This window comes from Bacillus sp. IBL03825 (assembly GCF_024712505.1).
GTDB classification, from domain to species: Bacteria; Bacillota; Bacilli; order Bacillales; family Bacillaceae_G; genus Bacillus_A; species Bacillus_A wiedmannii.
The window spans coordinates 1,853,354-1,871,322 of record NZ_JAMXKE010000001.1 but is presented as its reverse complement, the minus strand read 5'-3'; the positions used below and the strand labels follow the sequence as shown (position 1 = coordinate 1,871,322).

The following is a 17,969-nucleotide window of genomic DNA, read 5'->3' as shown; positions in this document are numbered from 1 at the left end:
ACTTTATATTTAATGTTTTTCGAAATAATTCACTTTTTGACCATATCTAATCATTTTTTTCGTCATTTCATCCGTAATATTATTCCATACAAAACCCGTTTTTCTTAACAGCATATTCGTTTTATCCCCCATTATATGGAACAATGTTTGTTCGACATCATTAAATGTTTTCAATTCATCTCCTATACAATGCAGCTGTAAATTATATATATCTGATGCATATTGATTAAATTGCTTTTCATCAAAGATATAATCTATAAATTTATCAATTGAAGTTTCTTTTACATCTATGTCTAATCCATACGTTGTTAAAAGAGCTGATAAGCTTACATAGTTAGGATTGAAAATGTGATGAGTCTCATTCATTAATTCTTTTTTATTAAACAACTTAATAATTGCCTGACTAACATCATCCACACATGCAAAATCTATATCTCTTTCCATTTCTGGAACCAATCCAATTCTTATATATGATTTCATCATTGAGTATAATGCATTCTGCTCTATGTTTTCTTGAAACCTTCCTGTTTTAGAATCAAAACCAATGTTTCCCACTCGAAAAATATTTACATTTATTCCCTTACCCCTCATTTCCAGTACAATCTTTTCAGCTTCTAACTTTGTCTTTGGATAAGGATTTTCAATAATTTGCCCTAAATCATTATCATACTCCGTATACAATATGTCTTCGTTATTCTTTACCACACCAGAAGCTACAGCTAATGTAGAAATATGATTCACATCTTTCTTTACTCCCTTAAGCGAAAAATCAATTACATTTCTCGTGGCTAGAACGTTTGCTTCATAGGATTTTTCATATTTCCCATAATGACTAACACTGCCTGCTGAATGTATAATACATTGGATTGTTTCACTCAAATATTGATAGTTCGGCAGATCTAAGCCCATATATTTTTTTGTCAGATCGCCACTATATACAAAAATTCTTTTCTTATACTTATCATAAAAAGATGTTCCAAAATAAGAGCAAACTTTTTCTTTAATGCGATTTTCTGCTTGTATACAATTGTCACTTCTTACAATTAAATGTACATTGCAATCTAATTCAGTTAATAAATCATGTAATAAGTAAACACCCAAATATCCCGTGCTTCCTGTCAATAGAACTTCTTTATAACTGACTTGGCAAGAAAGGTTGATTTCGTAATACTTTTTGTTTCTATCATCATATAAACTTCTTATCGCTATGTCTCCTCTTACCTTCTCCTCCATCAACCGATGCCTTTCTCCTCTAGCAATCAGATAAGTTGCTAATGCATCTGGAATAGTCTTCTCCTTTTTATATGTCATATGTTGCGCTAGATCAGAAACTCTAGGGTATTCAAATAAATGATTAATAGAAATATCAAAATCCTTCTGCAAGCTCGAAACAACATTGATAGCCGTTAGTGAGCTACCTCCTAATTCAAAGAAATCATCATGGATACTAACTTGTTTTACTCCCGTAACTCTCTTATATGATTCTATAATTTTCCGCTGTTTATCATCTTTCGGAACAATATTCCTCTTTAGCTCTTCTACATAGTCGCTTTGCGATAAAGGGGAACTCTCTTCCATTTCAATATCTTTAGACAGGCTAAAGAATTGCCGTTCAAAAGGATACGTAGGGAGCGGAACACGATATCTTCTTTCTTGCGAAAAATACTTGGACCACTCAATCTTCACGCCATGAATATGCAACTTACCAATACTTTGAAGCAAGTACTTGTCATCACAAGTTTTTTCTTTTGGATGCCTTACAGTATTTACAATCGGGCATATAGATTTTCCTTGAGTATGTTGTCTAACAAAACTGCTTAATGTTCTACCTGGTCCAACTTCTACAAAAACATTTTCCGTACCCGATAGTAGATGCTTAACGCCCTCAGAAAATTTCACTACATGTCGCAGATGATTCACCCAATAATCTGCACTTTTTGCTTGTTCTTCCGTAATCCATTCTCCTGTCAAATTGGATATAAATGGTATTTTAATGTCATGGAAATTAATTTCTTTTAACTTCTTTCCATAGGTATCTAAAATTGAGTCCATCATGGATGAATGAAAGGCATGGGAGGTTGCAAGTTTTTTGAACTGAAAACCGTCCCTAATCAATTCCCCCTCAAAAGTATAGATTGCCTCATCAGAACCTGAGATTACGCATGATATTGGACTATTCACTGCGGCAATAGATACATCTTGATTCATTAGTGGTAAAATTTCATTTTCCGAAGCCATTACACTTATCATGCTTCCTTTAGGTAATTGTTGCATTAAGGTCGCCCGCTCATACACCAACTGAAGCGCTTGCTTTAATGAGAACACTCCCGCCAAACAAGCAGCCACATATTCCCCTATACTATGTCCAATCATGCCGTCCGGGTAGATGCCCCATTCCATTAGTGTTTTTGCTAATGAGTATTCAAAAATAAATATTGCAGGCTGAGTATTAGAGGTTTGATTTATATCATCTCTCATTCTAACGTCCAAATCCTTTGGGTATAAGACTTCCTTCCAGTCGACCCCACTAATCTCTTCTAAAATCTCACAACAAAGATTCACTTCATCTCGAAATCTCTTCTCTTCTTTATATAAATCCAATCCCATATTTACATATTGCGCACCCTGCCCGGGGAACATGAAAATTATTTGCTTACTACCGCCATCACAAAGATTAGTTTGAACCTTAGCAGAATTTTGATTAAAAAATTCTTGCTTCGCTTCCTCTATATCCGAAACCACTAATGCTCTTCGATATTTTAAATTTTTCCTTCCATTTAAAAGTGTATAAGCTACATCAGCCAAATTCACATTATTGTTGTGAGTTAAATATTCAGCTAACCTTTTAGTTTGCTCTTCAAGAGATTTTTTCGTTTGTGCAGAAAAAGAAAGCAATTGATATCTCCTGCTCCGCTCCGAAGCTTCTCTTTGGGGAGGTTCCTCAAGTACAACATGGGCATTTGTTCCCCCCATACCAAATGAACTTACTCCCGCTCTTAAAGGAAACTCTCGGTTCTTCCATCCCGCCAATGTATCCTGTACATAAAATGGACTATTACCAAAATTAATTTTTTCATTTGCTTTCTCGTAATTAATGCTTGGTGGAATCATGCGATGCTCCAAAGCAACTACAGTTTTTATCAAACCTGCTATACCTGCAGCGTTATCAAGATGTCCAATATTCCCTTTAACCGATCCAATACCACAAAAATTATTCTTCTCTGTATTAAATGCCAACTTCAAAGCTTCAACCTCAATCGGGTCACCTAGCATTGTTCCCGTACCATGAGCCTCTACATATGATATACTTTCAGATTCTACCTCGGCCATGTGATGGGCTGCTCTAATAACAGCAGCTTGTCCCTCTACACTTGGCGCATTAAAACTAACCTTATCAGCGCCATCATTATTTATTGCGGATCCTTTCACAACAGCATGGATGAAATCTCCATCGGCAATCGCATCCTCCATACGCTTCAAAACAACAATTCCCGCTCCATTTCCATTGACCGTTCCTCTAGCATTAGCATCAAAAGGTCTACAGTGCCCATCTGGTGAAAGAATCATACCCTCCTTGTATAAATATCCTCTTTTCTCAGGTAATGTAAGTGAAACTCCTCCAGCCAAAGCAATGTCACAATCTCCACTTAATAGCGCTTGACATGCCAAGTGCACAGCAACCAACGAAGATGAACATGCAGTTTGAACTGTATAACTAGGACCTCTCAAATTTAATTTATGTGATAATCTGGTGCCGAAAAATTGAGAACCATTTAAAAATTCCGCTTCTTTTATAAAATCTTTCGCTCCATGATATACCGTTTCTAACCAATATAAGTTTGTTGCTGCTCCAATATAAGTACCAATTAAACCATTAAAGGTATCCGGAAAGTAAGCACTACTCTCTAATGCCTCCCAAGCACACTCGTGCAAAATTTTCAGCTGTGGATCCATTACCTCTAATTCCCTAGGTGAGTAATTAAATAATTTATTGTCGAACCATTCTGTTCCTGTAATAGCCCCACCAGCCTTTATATAATTGGAACTCTGGATCGTTTCTAGATCAATTCCTCCTGTCTGTAACTCCTTATCTGTGAAGAAAGTTACCGATTCTACACCATTCTTCAAATTTTCCCAGAATTCATTTATAGTATCTCCACCAGGAAATCTGCAAGACATTCCAATAATAGCAATCTCTATACCATTTCTTATCGGTTCTTGTGCACTATCATTCATTCGAATCCCTCTTTCTTTGACGTCTCTGTTTCAACCTATTTTTTGATTCCTTTATTACCTGAACTCTATTTGAGTTCACTTCTTCCTGTCCCCTGCTCTCAGCGGTCATCTTTAATTGCTGGGATAGAGAATAAATTGTAGGAAATCTAAATAGCATCATCACAGTTATGTCAATGTTCAAATCATTTTTCAACCGTTCATTTACTTGAATAATATTCAGTGAATTCCCACCAAGTTCGAAGAAATGATCATAAATACCGACCTGATTTACCCCAAGTACCTGTTTCCAGATCTCCGCTATCATTTTTTCTAGATTCGTTCCAGGTGCTATATAAGTAGTACCTAACGATATATAATTCTCATCATCCCTTTCTTGCAAGGCCCTTACGTCGACTTTGTCGTTATTCGTTAAAGGCATACTCTCTAATTGCACAAAATGTGAAGGAATCATATATTCAGGTAACTTATTCCTCAAATAATTCCTTAATTCTGTACTGGTAACCTCTTGGTTTGCAATTAGATACGCACACAAATAGCTTTCATTACTTTGATTTTGTTTTGCAACAACAATTGCATTCTCAATAGATTTATGATTTAAAATATGGGTTTTTATTTCATCTGGCTCTACTCGGACTCCCTTAACCTTTACCTGATGGTCAACCCTTCCAATATACTCGATGTCCCCATTAGAGAGCCACCTTGTAAGGTCTCCCGTTTTATACATTTTCTCACCTGGAATAAATGGATCAGGCATAAATTTTTCATCTGTCAAATCTGACTTATTGATATATCCCCTTCCTACACCTGCTCCAGCGATATATAACTCCCCAGTCACACCAATAGGTACAGGATAATAATCTTGATTTAAAATATATGCCCTATAGTTACTTAGAGGCTTACCTATTGGTATGCTCGAACTCTCTTCATTTTCATGACAAATATAGTATGTTGAAAAAATCGTCGTCTCGGTTGGACCATACAGATTAATAATCATCTCTGCATTAACAGTACTCTTTAATTGATTATAAAGACTCTTTGTAAAGACCTCACCGGCTACAAGAACATAGTTAAGAGATTGACTTGTGACAATATTATCTATCAACACTTTCAAATGGGTAGGTACAGCTCCCAAGACATTAATTTTGTTTCTCTCAATAAAGTTCCACATATTTCTTGGCTCAGCGATTAGCTCTTCCTCAGGAATATATAACCTCCCCCCAGAGAGAATCGGGAGAAGAATTTGTTGAACAGAAACATCGAATGTGATTTTCGCCAGTAATAAATGATTCATTTCTTGATTAAATTTTAATTTTTGAATGAGTCCTTTCAACTGATTCACAATATTTTTGTGTTCGACCATAACCCCTTTAGGGTTACCGGTTGTTCCAGAGGTATAAATTACATATGCCAAATCGTCGGGCTGGTTTATGCTTTCAAGATGACAACCATCTTTTTTACAGTTTAATTCATCATCCAACCTAATTATTTCCTGTTCAAAAGTAAAGCGTTCCTTCATATTATTTCGGGCCAGAACCAACTGACAATCACTGTCTCCCAAAAAATATTTTATCCTATTTATTGGAAGAGCGGGATCAATCGGCAAAAATGCACCTCCTGCTTTTAGCACACCGAGAACTCCTATGACCATTTCTAAGGAAGGCTCTACAATAAGTCCAACAACGCTATTTCTTTGCACTCCCTTTTTTCTTAAAGTGCGGGCCAGTTGATTTGCCCTTGCATCCAGCTCAGAGTACGTTAGTGTCATCTCTTTATATACGATGGCATTTTCTGATGGATTTTCTTTCGCTTTCTGCTCAAATATCTCATGCACCGTCATTTGATACGAATATTCATCCGTCGTATTATTAAATTTATAAAGAACGGTTTTCATCTCTGCTTCAGACATCATCTGGATATCTTGTAATGGTATATCCATCTTTTTGGTAATCTCATCAAGTAGATAAATAAAATGTTCTGCTAATCTTTGTACTGTATCCTTCTTAAATATATCCTTACGATACTTCCACTTAAAATGCATATCTTCATTAATTTCCAATACATGAATGAACATATCAAATTGAGTCATACTACTTTCAAATGGGAATTTACGTAAAGTGATCCCCCCTGTATCCTTAAAGAAATACTCATCATTATCCAAAGAAAACATAATATCAAATATTGGATTTCTCCCTGTATTTCGATAAACATCAACTTCATTTACTAACAATTCAAATGGATATTCTTCATGATCGATAGCTTTTATTGTATTATCCTTCACTTCGTTCAGAAAATTCAGAAATGTCTTTTTGCGACATGGGAAATTTCTTATTACTACCGTATTCACAAACATACCAATAATCCGTTCCAAACCTGGACGAGATCGGCCAGCTGTAAGGGTACCAATCGTAATATCTTCTTGACCCGTATATTTTAAAAATAATACATTTAAAGCAGCAAGTAGCACCGTATATAGGGTTGTCCCATTCTCCTTCGCTATCCTTTTCAAACGCTTTGTCAAATCGTATCCCGCCATAATTGGTACATAATCACTATCATAAAGTTGCACCGGGTGTCGTGGATAATCTGTATTTAACTCTAACAATGGAGGTTCATCTTTAAATATGTTTAGCCAATACTTTTCTTTGCTCTTAAAATCATCAGTCTGAAAAAATTCTCCCTGCCATACTGCGTAGTCTCTATATTGTAATTTAACCGGAGGTAAGTCTTTATTTAAATAACTATCATAAAATTCCTCCATAATTATGTCCATCGATATACCATCAAAGACAATATGATGAGCATCAGTTAACAGTAAATGCTTATTTTCTCTGATTTTAATAACTTTAACTTTAAATAGAGGCGGTTGTTCCAGATTAAAAGGTGTAGCAAACCCATGTACATACTCCATTAATTCTTCTTCCGATGCTTCCACGATATCAACAATAACCTTTAATGTAGGATGTACATACTGCACCACTTGTCCATTGATGAATGAAAACGATGTACGTAAAGATTCATGACGATCAACAAGATGTTGGAAAGCTCTCACCAACATATCATATTCGAGATCACCCTCTATAATTGTCCCAGACGGTAAATTATAAGCTACTGAATCACGATTAAGTTGCCACATAATAAATAGCCTTTTTTGCTGTGATGAAACAGGATAGGATTCTCTTACTTCAACAGGTAATATAATTGAACTTTTATGTTGTTCCCCATCCAGTATTAGAGTTGTAAATTCTTTTATAGTTGGCTTTTTAAACATTTCACTCAAGTGTATATTCACGTCAAATTCTTGATTAACTTTCAATATGATTGAAGCAGCATTTAAAGAATGCCCACCTAACTCAAAAAAATTATCATACACTCCTATCTTTTGAATGTTAAGAACATCTCTCCATATATGTGCAACCTTTTTTTCCAATTCGCCTTCTGGTGCAATATAGTCGAAGTCTGATACTGGATCCAAGTTGGACACTGGCAATGCTTTACGATCAATTTTCCCGTTTTGATTGAGTGGCATTTTTTTCAGTTGAGTGAAGTAGGTTGGCACCATGAAATTCGGCAAACTTTTAATAAGGAAATTTCTTAATTCTGAGTTTGTTATATGCACATTGGCAACAAAATAAGCACTTAATACTTTCGTACCGAAAGTATCTTCGATTGCAACAACAACAACTTCATCTACATCTGGATGCTTCATAAGACAAGTCTCTATCTCCCCAACTTCTACCCGAAACCCCCTTATTTTCGTAAGATTATCTTTCCTTCCAATAAATTCAATATTCCCATCAGGCATCCACCTTGCCATATCGCCTGTTTTATAAACTTTTTTTTCGGTAATTTTCGGAAACTCTACAAATTTTTCTCTCGTTAAATCTGGAGCATTATAATACCCACGTGCCAATCCAACCCCAGCAATACACAGTTCTCCCGTTACACCAATAGGTACAAGATTCATTTCTTGATCCACAATGTATATTTCGACATTATTAAGAGGCTTTCCGATTGGAATCACCTTCAATTGTTCTATCTCTTGATTACTAATTCTATAGAAAGTGGCTAAATCCGTGCATTCCGTGGGACCATACGTATTTATAATTTCGCCCTTGAAATTTATTGATTTAACTAAAGGTTTGAGTTTTTTACAATTTATCGATTCACCACCTAAAAAAATACGCTTCAACGTGATTAACCTACTAAAATTAGTTCTCTCATTATACTCAACCAATGGATAAAAACCACTTGGGGTACAATTAACGCTCGTAATTTCATGAACATTTATATAATCAGACATTTTATTGTAATCATACATACCTGACTCAAAAAGGTGCAATCGCCCGCCTTTTATCAATGGAGCAAATAAATTTTTATGTGCTGTATCGAAACTAATTGGGGCAATTAATAATACATTATCGGTTGGATTCATATCAAATTCATTGGTATACCAATTGAGCAAATTCATAAATGAATTTCTTTTCACCATAACTCCTTTAGGTTCACCAGTGCTTCCAGATGTATAAAGAACATACATTAAGCTCTCTAATGGGATTTTCAATTCTAAATTCCCACTCATTTCTATAGGTGTACCGTCTCTTAAAGTTGTATCTATATCAATAAATCTAGTGTTTTCATTTATAAAATTAAATTCATTATTGCTGTACTTCAATATGATATCTACATTAGAATTACTTAGGAGATAATTAATTCGTTCATTTGGATAGTTTGGATCAATGGGTAAATATGCAGCTCCTGCCTTTAAAACACCTAATATACCAATTGGAAGTTCAAGCGATCTATCCAACATAATTCCTATTACAGAATCTTTTTTAGCTCCTAATTCAACTAATTTATGTGCTATATGATTTGCTTTTCTATTTAATTCCTCGTAAGTTAAATTTTGATTTTGATAAAAGACTGCTAGCTTATGTGGACTTTTAGCTACTTGAAATTCAAACAAATCAACAACAGATTTATCCTTAGGAAAACTTGATGTTGTGTTGTTAAACTCATTTAGAATACGATTTCTCTCATTGGATAAAATGTCGATTTCAGAGAGCCTTATACTAGGATTAGCTACTACCACTTTTAACAAATGAGTCAGTTGATCTATAACTCTTCCAATCAAGTCTTCTACACTTTCTTTACAAGTGACACAACACTCTATTTTATCTCCATGCCATTTAAAATTAAAGACGGTATCTGCATTTGTATAATGATTAGAAATATTATGTTGAATATTTTCAAACTGTATGACTGTACGAGGATTCAGTTTATTAGAATTTGCATTCTCATCTCCTAAAAGTTTTGCTAATCGCTTATGCGATACTTTCTGATTTTTATTTGCCTCTGAAATGTTTTGTTGTACTTTTAATAGAAGCTCCTTAAATGTCATATTACTATGGATATTACTTCTTATAATCAAAAGATGATCATAATATGCTGTGCCAGATTTTGATTGAATTACTGGCGTTCCAATAGAAACATCTTTACTATCCGTGTATATTGAGAGTAAATATTTCACACTAGCAATCAAAATGATAAATATTCCATATTCAGAATGATTACTTATTTCACTAATTTTATGTGATATGTTTTCTGACAATCTATATGTAAATACTTTTTCTCCCTGATTTTTCACACCAATTTTTTTATTAAAATTTAAAAAACTACTCATTTCTAAATCCGTTGATAGTTGATCCAACCAAAATTTCTCCTCTTTAGTTAACAAATCTGTATTATAAACATCATTGCTCATAATAATCTCCTCTCCCAACCAATGTTGAATTAATAAGATTTATAATATCAATGTAATTTTCATTAATAAAAAAGTGATCTCCTGGGTAGCCATAAACAACAGTATCTCTCGAAGTAAACTCACACCATTTTTCCATGTATTCCTCAGTAACATCGTCCATCTTACCGTACATTGCAGTAATACACGTATTTAACTTGTACAATTCATTACTGAATTTATATTCTTCTATCACTTTAAAGTCAGATCTTAAAATTGGTATAAACATATCCATTAACTGTTGATTATTAAGAACTTCTTTTGGAGTACCATTTAAATTTAATATCACATCTTTAAATTCTTTTTCTGGTAAGTTAGACACTTTTTGTTCTCTAATAAAATTAGGCGGTTTTACACCTGATAGAAAAATATGCACAGGAGCATTAAGATTTCTACTTTCTATTTCCTTACAAAGTTCATAAGCGATAAGCCCTCCCATACTGTGACCAAAAAACGCGTAATCGCAATTACCTACAACTCTATATACATATTCAAATATATCGTTAACCGCGTGATTCATATCATCATAACAATCTTCTTGAAATCTTTTACCTCTTCCTGCGTATTGAATTGGTTTCAATTCAATACTAGGATGTAAGTAATTTTTCCACTTACTATATATCGAACCGGATCCACCAGCATAAGGAAAACAAAAAAGCATCGTGTTATTCATATACTCTCCTTTCCTATGAATCAAAATTATTTACTAAATTTTAAAAGGCTCTATAGAACTTAATTAGCCACCTAACATCTCCCAATTTTTTTATTAATCTAGCTCCCATTTATATTTTAGGGTGCAATCAGGAATTATCTTTGGTAAACCATTAAATTTCCATACAGCCTATGTAGCACAACACGTATAATGATCTATTTCCCTTTCACTTTATTCCAAAATGGTATCCGTCCTTGTATATCATCTATTACAGAGGAGAATCCTGGTGCAGTGGAAAAAAAGAACCCTGTACAATGATGCGCTTTTTGATATTCTTCATCTTTCATTAAAATAAGATGAGCTTTCTTTATGTTAAAGTGTGGAACAGCAGGGAACAAGTGATGTACCAAATGGTATGAGTTTCTATGAGGATGAATGAGAAAGCGCTCAAACCAATTCCCAAAAGAATTTCTTGATGCAAATATCTCATTTTCCGATTCTAGTCCTGCATGTTCGGCCATTTCAGCCCAATATTTTAACATTTGAAAAGTTGTTAAAAACGGAACTACCCAAAATAAAATCAACTCTTGCCAGAAACCGAAAACAATTGAACAAATAATGATAGCGCCCCAATATAGAGTCCTGATTATTTGATCAAATCTAGGTTCCTCTTTTGCATATGCTGTTACTTTGATCATTCCAATCAAATAATTCGGCACATGTACTAAGAACAAAGGCTTTAAGCAATGCTGAATAAAAAATTTCATTTTATTTTTAGTCGGTTTATCTAACCCAACAATTTGATACCTTTGCTTATCAGGGTCTATCTCACTCCATAAATACCTGTGGTGATTCATGTGACTCTTACAATATGCTTTATAAGAAATCATTATCGGATAAGCAGCAAAGAAACATGCAACCCACTTATTTAATTTACGATTTTTAAAAAGCATACGATGACTTGACTCATGCATCATAATATCAAGGCCACGCATACGGCTACCAATGATAACAATACTAATTAAATACATCCACATAGTAGGGATAAAATAATTCAATGCAATTACTAAGGACACAATACCCCAATCCAACCCTATAGCAAAAAAATTATACCAATTGTTGGTTTTTTGTAATTCGCGAATTTCCAAGTTGATTTCTTTCGAAAAACGATGCTTCTCTAACTCTTTCTTTTGACTTTCCCCTAAATCGGTAGTTCCTCTAATCATATTATTAACTCCTTTATATAGAAATTAATGCTGTTGATTTATATCAGGAATCCTTCATTTAAATCCTTAACAAACACCCTTAGGCTCTCAAAATTTATACTCTAATTAATCCTTTAAAGCGAACAATCCAACAGTTTTTATAAGCAGATTAACTCTTAGTTAAATATTCATATCCTTTTTTATTTTGTAGGTATCAAAAAACATCCATGAATCTCAAAAACTAAATCTTTTTTCCAGAAATTAATTTATCAATCCCATTTTTAATAGGAACTACATTTTGTTCTACATTAGACATAATATGGAGTTGCATCTTAGACTTTGCATTTACAGATGAATGAACCCTCACACCTGGATCAAATCCAAATACAAAATATTTGAGAATCTCATCATTTTCCATTGAAATCCAAACACCATATCCATAATGTAAACTATTATTTTTCACATAAGGAGTTAACAACTGATTAGTGTACTCTTTATTTAAGAGTTTCCCATTAAATAATCCATTCCAAAATTCTCCTAAATCTAAAACTGTTGTAAAAGCCCCTCCATCTGGCCCACCAACTATAGGGACCGAATAGATATTAGTTCTCCAAGTGTTATCATCTTTATTATCTATATATCCAAGTGCAGTTCTTTCCGGCAGTTGATCCATCCGGAAATATCCTGAATCTGACATGCCGCAAACTTGAAATATATGCTCTTTTACATATTCTGCAAACTTCATCCCTGTCAATTTTTCTACAATCAAACCAAGTAAAATATAACCTGCATTACTATAAGAAAATTTACTTCCAGGATTAAACTTCATATGATAATTTTGAAACATAGGCAGAAAATCTGCAGGAGATTTAATAGAATACATTGGGGTATCCTTCCATAAATCTTCAAAATCATCCATTTCTTCTTCATCAAAATAATCTGGTATGCCCGAAGTATGAGTTAATAAATGATGAATTGTAATACCTTCATAAAAATGTGGGAATGGGTCTTCTAAACACTCTTTCAAACAGGTATCAAAAGTTAAAACACCCTTTTCAACTAATTGACATATTGCCACTGCAGTGAAAATTTTACACCCAGAAGCCATACCAAACCGAGTACGTGATGTATTAAAAATTTGTTCACTTCTATTCGCATATCCAAATCCATCTTCAAAGATCTTTTTTTTATTTTGAATTAAAATCGCACCTGAGAATGGTAATTTATCATCATAATTCTTTATAAATTCTTTTATTTCTCCAGAAATTATCACTTACCCAATCCCCTTTTATTTTTCTGATTTTTCCAACTATTAAACAGGATTAATTGTAACTTCATTTAATTTTCAAAGCAATCTAAAATACATAACAAAACTTGAGAAACTTTTTTAATAATTGAATTGACTTCAAAAAAAATAAAACATAAGTTTGTTCATTTCTTCAAAATAGCTATACAATAACACTTAATATAATTCACATGATTTCTCAATAAATCTTATATCACTCTCTATAATGTAATGGTAGTTGATAAATAATAAAATTAATTATACATTTAAATTCTCTTGAGACTATTATTTATATTGTTAGTGAGGTCATTATGAAAAAAATTGATAGTTACTTAGAAATTATTGCAGTTAAATTAGGAATTTTACTACCCTACAAAGACATAGAGCTGAAACTCACAAAATTACCTAAAAATGAAAGGGAAAGAATTTTAAGATTTCATAAATTAGAAGATCAACAAAGAACATTATTAGCTCATCTATGCATCAGAAAATGTTTAGAAAAAATTTTACTCATACCTGCAGATGCTATCTCTATAAACAGAGATCGAGCAGGCCGCCCTTTTTTAAATAAATATCATGGTTGGAAGGGGGATTTTAATTTATCTCATTCTGAAGAATGGATTATATGTGGACTTACTTCAAATGGAAGAATTGGTGTAGACATTGAAAAAATTCAACCTATAGATTTTTCCATAACCGAACTATGCTTTACTCAAGAAGAACTTGACTATTTTCAGCATATTCCTCACGATAGACAGTTATCGTTTTTCTTTGATATTTGGACTTTAAAAGAATCATTTGTTAAAGCGATCGGAAAAGGACTTCTATATCCATTAGATAGTTTCGGCTTCAATATGGACGATTGGTCCCAAAATAAAATAACATTACGGAACACTAATTCCACTTTTAGTCAATTTTATTTCTACCTAAATCGGTTAGAGCAAAATTACACTATCGCGGTTTGTTATACAGATTGGGAACAGATAAACAATTCATCTATAAAGATACTAGATTATTCTGAGTTCCTATAATTATTTTACGTTTTTTCTAGAACAATGATACACCCGGCGTTATAAAAAACTGAAAATACAGAAAACTATAACTTATAATAATCACTTAAATTATTATAAGCTCAATCTTTTTTAAGTTCATATTTTATTACGTTTTATCTTCTGTATCCAAAAATATTTTAAGCTTCAATCATCGTATAACAATTTAAAAATCACCTATATTGGAGGATTATTAGAATGAGTATTTTAAAGTCATATTGCTCAAGTGAATATAGTACGTTAAAAAAAGTTGTACTATGCGAACCATTATATATGAATATTTCTAGCGGTATAAACAAGACCCAAAAATATTTTATCAATTTAGGCTTTAATGTAAATCTAGCGAGAGAACAATACTCAAAATTTATTGATATACTTAAAGAAAATAGAATACACACTTTAATGCTACCTCCTGAAGTACGCTTTCCCGAACAAGTTTTCACGAGAGATATCGGTTTTACTGTAGGGGAAACTGTTTTCATTTCTAACATGAAAAATGAAGTTCGTAAAGGAGAAGAGCAAATTTTCAAGAAAATATTATTAGAAAAAGATATTACTTATATAGATTGTATTAATAGTCATATAGAAGGCGGCGACGTCATTATCGATCAAGATATTGTATATATTGGCGTAAGCAATCGAACGTTATTTAACTCTGTAATAAAACTTCAACAGTTGCTCACACACTATGAAATAATTCCCGTTCCTTTTTCCAAAGATTTTTTACATTTAGATTGTGTTTTTAATATCATTTCACAGGAAGAAGCTTTAATATATCCACATGCATTTAGTAATAGTACACTAAACATGTTATCAGATCGTTATAATTTAATAGAGGTATCTAAAAAAGAGCAATTTACTTTAGCAACCAATGTATTATCTTTAGGCAATGAAAAGATTATTAGTTTACCCAGTAATACTAAAACAAATAACGAACTGAGACGTAGAGGTTATGAGGTTATTGAAATTGACTTTGGAGAGATTATAAAATCTGGTGGATCTTTTCGCTGCTGCACTCTTCCTCTGCAAAGAGAATGATTAAAAAACTACGCTTTAAATGCTCTCATTTAAAGCGTAGTCTACAGTTACTGGCTTTCTCTACTAATATGAATCCTACATTTATCATACAACTACCTATAATATAAACTGCCATGATGATGTATTCTATATATAAGGGTTATAGGATTAAATGCTATAACCTTTTTTTACTTAACCTATTTTCTTATTCTCTCTAGCTGCTGGTTGAACTTGATTTTTCACTCCTAAAACATTAATACCCTCCCCAATAAATCCACCGATAATCGCGAGGAAAATCCAGTCTAACCCTACTACCTGCATCGTGAACAGATGGCTTACTACTTCAATGTTAACTCCAGCTGCAATTAATCTATTACATAAACTGATGATAAATGTTATAGCCTCACCGCATTTAATTTTCACAACAGTTAGCGCTTCTTCAACATTTCATTTTCAGTAGGGTTCGATTTCACAACATACCCATGAGCAGCGGCACTTTTTGGTACCCCTATAATGAAAATGCACTCTATTAGCAACTATGCCTCTAGCCTTCTTATTACTTTCACACTTCACTTATTTTTCATCACTATACTTTTCTTACATATACTTCCTAAACTATATTCCCATCCTAAGAATTTAACCTCATTAAATATAAGGAACTCTATAGCAGGATGTTCCACCTAAAGAAAATACACAAATTAAAAAGGCGTCACGCAATTACGCAACACCCTTTTTCAATCATAAAATTCCTCTACTTCTCTTCCGGATAATCACAATACTCAATGATTGTTCCCTCTGTATCCGCTGGGTTAAGATATATTAATCTTCTACCGTGCTTATTAATCCGAAGTGTATGCTCTAATGTCCGAATACCTTGTTCTTTTAACTCTTCTAGAGCCACATCTAAATCATCGACACGATACGCAACGTGATGAACACCTTTACCTTTTTGTTTAATAAAACGGGCAATTGGAGATGTCGTATTATTCGTCGGTGCAAGTAATTCAATTCTATCTCCATCCACTTCAAGAATGGCTACTTCGCTTTCCACACCAGGAGCTTCACTTACGTAACGATCTATTAAAGTTCCTAGTAACACATTTTCATAAAAACGTATCGTACTATTTATATCTCGAACTGCGATGCCGATATGATCAATTGTTTTTTTCATTTTATTTCCCCTACTACTTTATTTTTTCTATCCTTATCAATAGTAACAAAAAAAGTTATAGAAACAAGTTCTATAACTTTTTTATTTAACCTATTTTCTTATTCACACTAGCTGGTTGAACTTGATTTTTTGCTTTTAAAACGCTAATGCCATATCCGATAAATCCACCGATAATCGCTGGGAAGATCCATCCTAATCCTACTTCTTGCATCGGAAGGAATTTAGTGAACACTCGGCTTACTACTTCAATGTTAACTCCAGCTGCACTTAATCCATCGAATAAGCTGATGATAAATGTTACGATTAAGCTCACTTGATAAACTTCAGCTCTTCCTTTGAATAATGAATGGAAGAATGTTAAGAAAATCAATACGATTGCTAGTGGATAAATTGCTGTTAGTACTGGAACAGAAACTGCGATTAATTGTGTTAATCCTACGTTTGCAACAATTGCACTAAATACACATAGCGTGATGGCAATCGCTTTGTAAGGAACACTTGGGAATAACTTATGGAAGAATGAAGAACATGCTGATACAAGTCCCACACTAGTTGTTAAACACGCTACTGTAATCATTAATCCTAATAATACTCCACCATATGATCCGAAATAGTAGTTAGAAACTTTCGCTAATACTTCTCCACCGTTCTCTAAATGTCCAAGCTTCGCAACACTTGAAGCACCCATATAAGAAAGAGCTGTATAGATAATTGCTAAAATAGATGCTGCAATGATTGTCGCTTTTGCACAAACGATCATAATCTGTGTTTTCGTTTTTGCACCTTTTTCTTTAATTGCATTAATGATGATGATTCCAAATACGAATGATGCAAGCGTGTCCATTGTTAAGTATCCTTCTTGGAATCCTTTAAAGAATGCATGTGATGTATAAGCTTCCACTGGTGCTTGCATATCTCCAATCGGATGTATAAAAGCAACGATTACTAAAATACCAATGAAAGTTAACTTAATTGGCGTTAAGATTTTTCCAACAATATCGACAATTTTCGCAGGATTTAGCGAAAAAAAACAAGTGATGCTAAAGAATACAATTGTGAAAAGAATTAAAGGTGTAGAACCTAATCCTTCTGGCATAAACGGTTTAAGACCAATTTCATAAGAAACATTTCCTGTTCTTGGTATTGCAAATAACGGGCCAATCGCTAAGTATAAAACTGTTGTAAACACAATCCCGAATACTGGGTGAGCACGACTTGCTAATGACTGTAAATCATCTTTACCCGAAAAACCAAATGCCAGTACACCTAGTAGTGGTAATCCAACACCCGTTACTAAAAATCCAGCGTTAGCAATCCATACATTCTCTCCTGCCGATTGACCGAGCATTGCCGGGAATATTAAATTTCCTGCTCCAAAAAATAGTGCAAATAACATTAATCCAATAACTACTATGAACGAAAACGGTACTTTATTCGCCATAATATAACCCCCATTCAAATTTCCTTATCTCATTTTCCATTTTTAACTAATTGAATTTTCTGAATATTCAATTCGACTATCAACTATTCTTGAACTTATTATAGTTTGTCATATAA

At 33.4% G+C, this 17,969-nt stretch carries 9 protein-coding genes and 2 pseudogenes; 2 read left to right on the top strand and 9 right to left on the bottom strand.

All coding sequences use genetic code 11. The annotated features are described in order from the left end of the window. Positions 1-9: 9 nt before the first annotated feature. The 5 genes from NHG49_RS09800 to NHG49_RS09780 all read right to left on the bottom strand — a co-directional run bounded on the left by NHG49_RS09800 (position 10) and on the right by NHG49_RS09780 (position 13,163). Entirely contained in the window at positions 10-4,236 is a 4,227-nt protein-coding gene (locus NHG49_RS09800) for a type I polyketide synthase (protein ID WP_064476382.1), read from the bottom strand. Then, positions 4,229-9,997, bottom strand: coding sequence for a non-ribosomal peptide synthetase (locus tag NHG49_RS09795; protein WP_088048521.1), 5,769 nt, complete (start codon positions 9,995-9,997; stop codon positions 4,229-4,231). The genes NHG49_RS09800 and NHG49_RS09795 overlap by 8 nt, the downstream gene beginning before the upstream one ends. Continuing rightward, positions 9,987-10,706 carry a thioesterase II family protein gene (locus NHG49_RS09790; protein WP_064476384.1) on the bottom strand — a complete coding sequence of 240 codons (720 nt, stop codon included), beginning with the start codon at positions 10,704-10,706 and terminating at the stop codon, positions 9,987-9,989. Before NHG49_RS09790 ends, NHG49_RS09795 begins: the two co-directional genes overlap by 11 nt. 194 nt (positions 10,707-10,900) lie before the next feature. Then, positions 10,901-11,911: a fatty acid desaturase family protein gene (locus NHG49_RS09785; protein ID WP_002189230.1), complete on the bottom strand. Its 1,011-nt coding sequence runs from the start codon at positions 11,909-11,911 to the stop codon at positions 10,901-10,903. Between the two features lie 220 nt (positions 11,912-12,131). Continuing rightward, a complete protein-coding gene (locus NHG49_RS09780) occupies positions 12,132-13,163 on the bottom strand; it encodes a serine hydrolase domain-containing protein (protein ID WP_064476385.1) in 1,032 nt (343 codons plus the stop codon). 323 nt (positions 13,164-13,486) lie between these two features. Between NHG49_RS09780 and NHG49_RS09775 the strand changes: the two genes are divergently transcribed. Further along, positions 13,487-14,206, top strand: a complete 720-nt coding sequence (locus tag NHG49_RS09775; protein WP_064476386.1) for a 4'-phosphopantetheinyl transferase family protein — start codon at positions 13,487-13,489, stop codon at positions 14,204-14,206. A gap of 216 nt (positions 14,207-14,422) precedes the next feature. Next, positions 14,423-15,262 (top strand): dimethylarginine dimethylaminohydrolase family protein, encoded by an 840-nt coding sequence (locus tag NHG49_RS09770; protein ID WP_064476387.1) that lies wholly within the window; start codon positions 14,423-14,425, stop codon positions 15,260-15,262. Between the two features lie 171 nt (positions 15,263-15,433). Here the strand turns inward: NHG49_RS09770 and NHG49_RS09765 are convergent. From NHG49_RS09765 to brnQ, 4 genes and pseudogenes are all read right to left on the bottom strand, one after another. Further along, positions 15,434-15,640 (bottom strand): annotated as a pseudogene (locus tag NHG49_RS09765) (branched-chain amino acid transporter); the annotation flags it as partial. A 35-nt stretch (positions 15,641-15,675) separates the two neighbouring features. Then, positions 15,676-15,777: pseudogene (locus NHG49_RS31650) on the bottom strand (copper resistance CopC family protein); the annotation flags it as partial. Between the two features lie 215 nt (positions 15,778-15,992). Then, on the bottom strand, positions 15,993-16,412 hold the full coding sequence (locus NHG49_RS09760; RefSeq protein ID WP_064476389.1) for a VOC family protein: 420 nt from the start codon (positions 16,410-16,412) through the stop codon (positions 15,993-15,995). A gap of 85 nt (positions 16,413-16,497) precedes the next feature. Continuing rightward, positions 16,498-17,853 (bottom strand): branched-chain amino acid transport system II carrier protein, encoded by a 1,356-nt coding sequence (gene brnQ, locus NHG49_RS09755; protein ID WP_258125874.1) that lies wholly within the window; start codon positions 17,851-17,853, stop codon positions 16,498-16,500. Positions 17,854-17,969 lie beyond the last annotated feature (116 nt).

What these genes read in the sequence shown, in the direction of transcription:
- brnQ (WP_258125874.1), bottom strand. Translation starts at nt 17,853, where the DNA reads ATGGCGAATAAAGTACCGTTTTCGTTCATAGTAGTTATTGGATTAATG.
- NHG49_RS09760 (WP_064476389.1), bottom strand. Translation starts at nt 16,412, where the DNA reads ATGAAAAAAACAATTGATCATATCGGCATCGCAGTTCGAGATATAAAT.
- NHG49_RS09800 (WP_064476382.1), bottom strand. Translation starts at nt 4,236, where the DNA reads ATGAATGATAGTGCACAAGAACCGATAAGAAATGGTATAGAGATTGCT.
- NHG49_RS09775 (WP_064476386.1), top strand. Translation starts at nt 13,487, where the DNA reads ATGAAAAAAATTGATAGTTACTTAGAAATTATTGCAGTTAAATTAGGA.
- NHG49_RS09785 (WP_002189230.1), bottom strand. Translation starts at nt 11,911, where the DNA reads ATGATTAGAGGAACTACCGATTTAGGGGAAAGTCAAAAGAAAGAGTTA.
- NHG49_RS09795 (WP_088048521.1), bottom strand. Translation starts at nt 9,997, where the DNA reads ATGAGCAATGATGTTTATAATACAGATTTGTTAACTAAAGAGGAGAAA.
- NHG49_RS09770 (WP_064476387.1), top strand. Translation starts at nt 14,423, where the DNA reads ATGAGTATTTTAAAGTCATATTGCTCAAGTGAATATAGTACGTTAAAA.
- NHG49_RS09790 (WP_064476384.1), bottom strand. Translation starts at nt 10,706, where the DNA reads ATGAATAACACGATGCTTTTTTGTTTTCCTTATGCTGGTGGATCCGGT.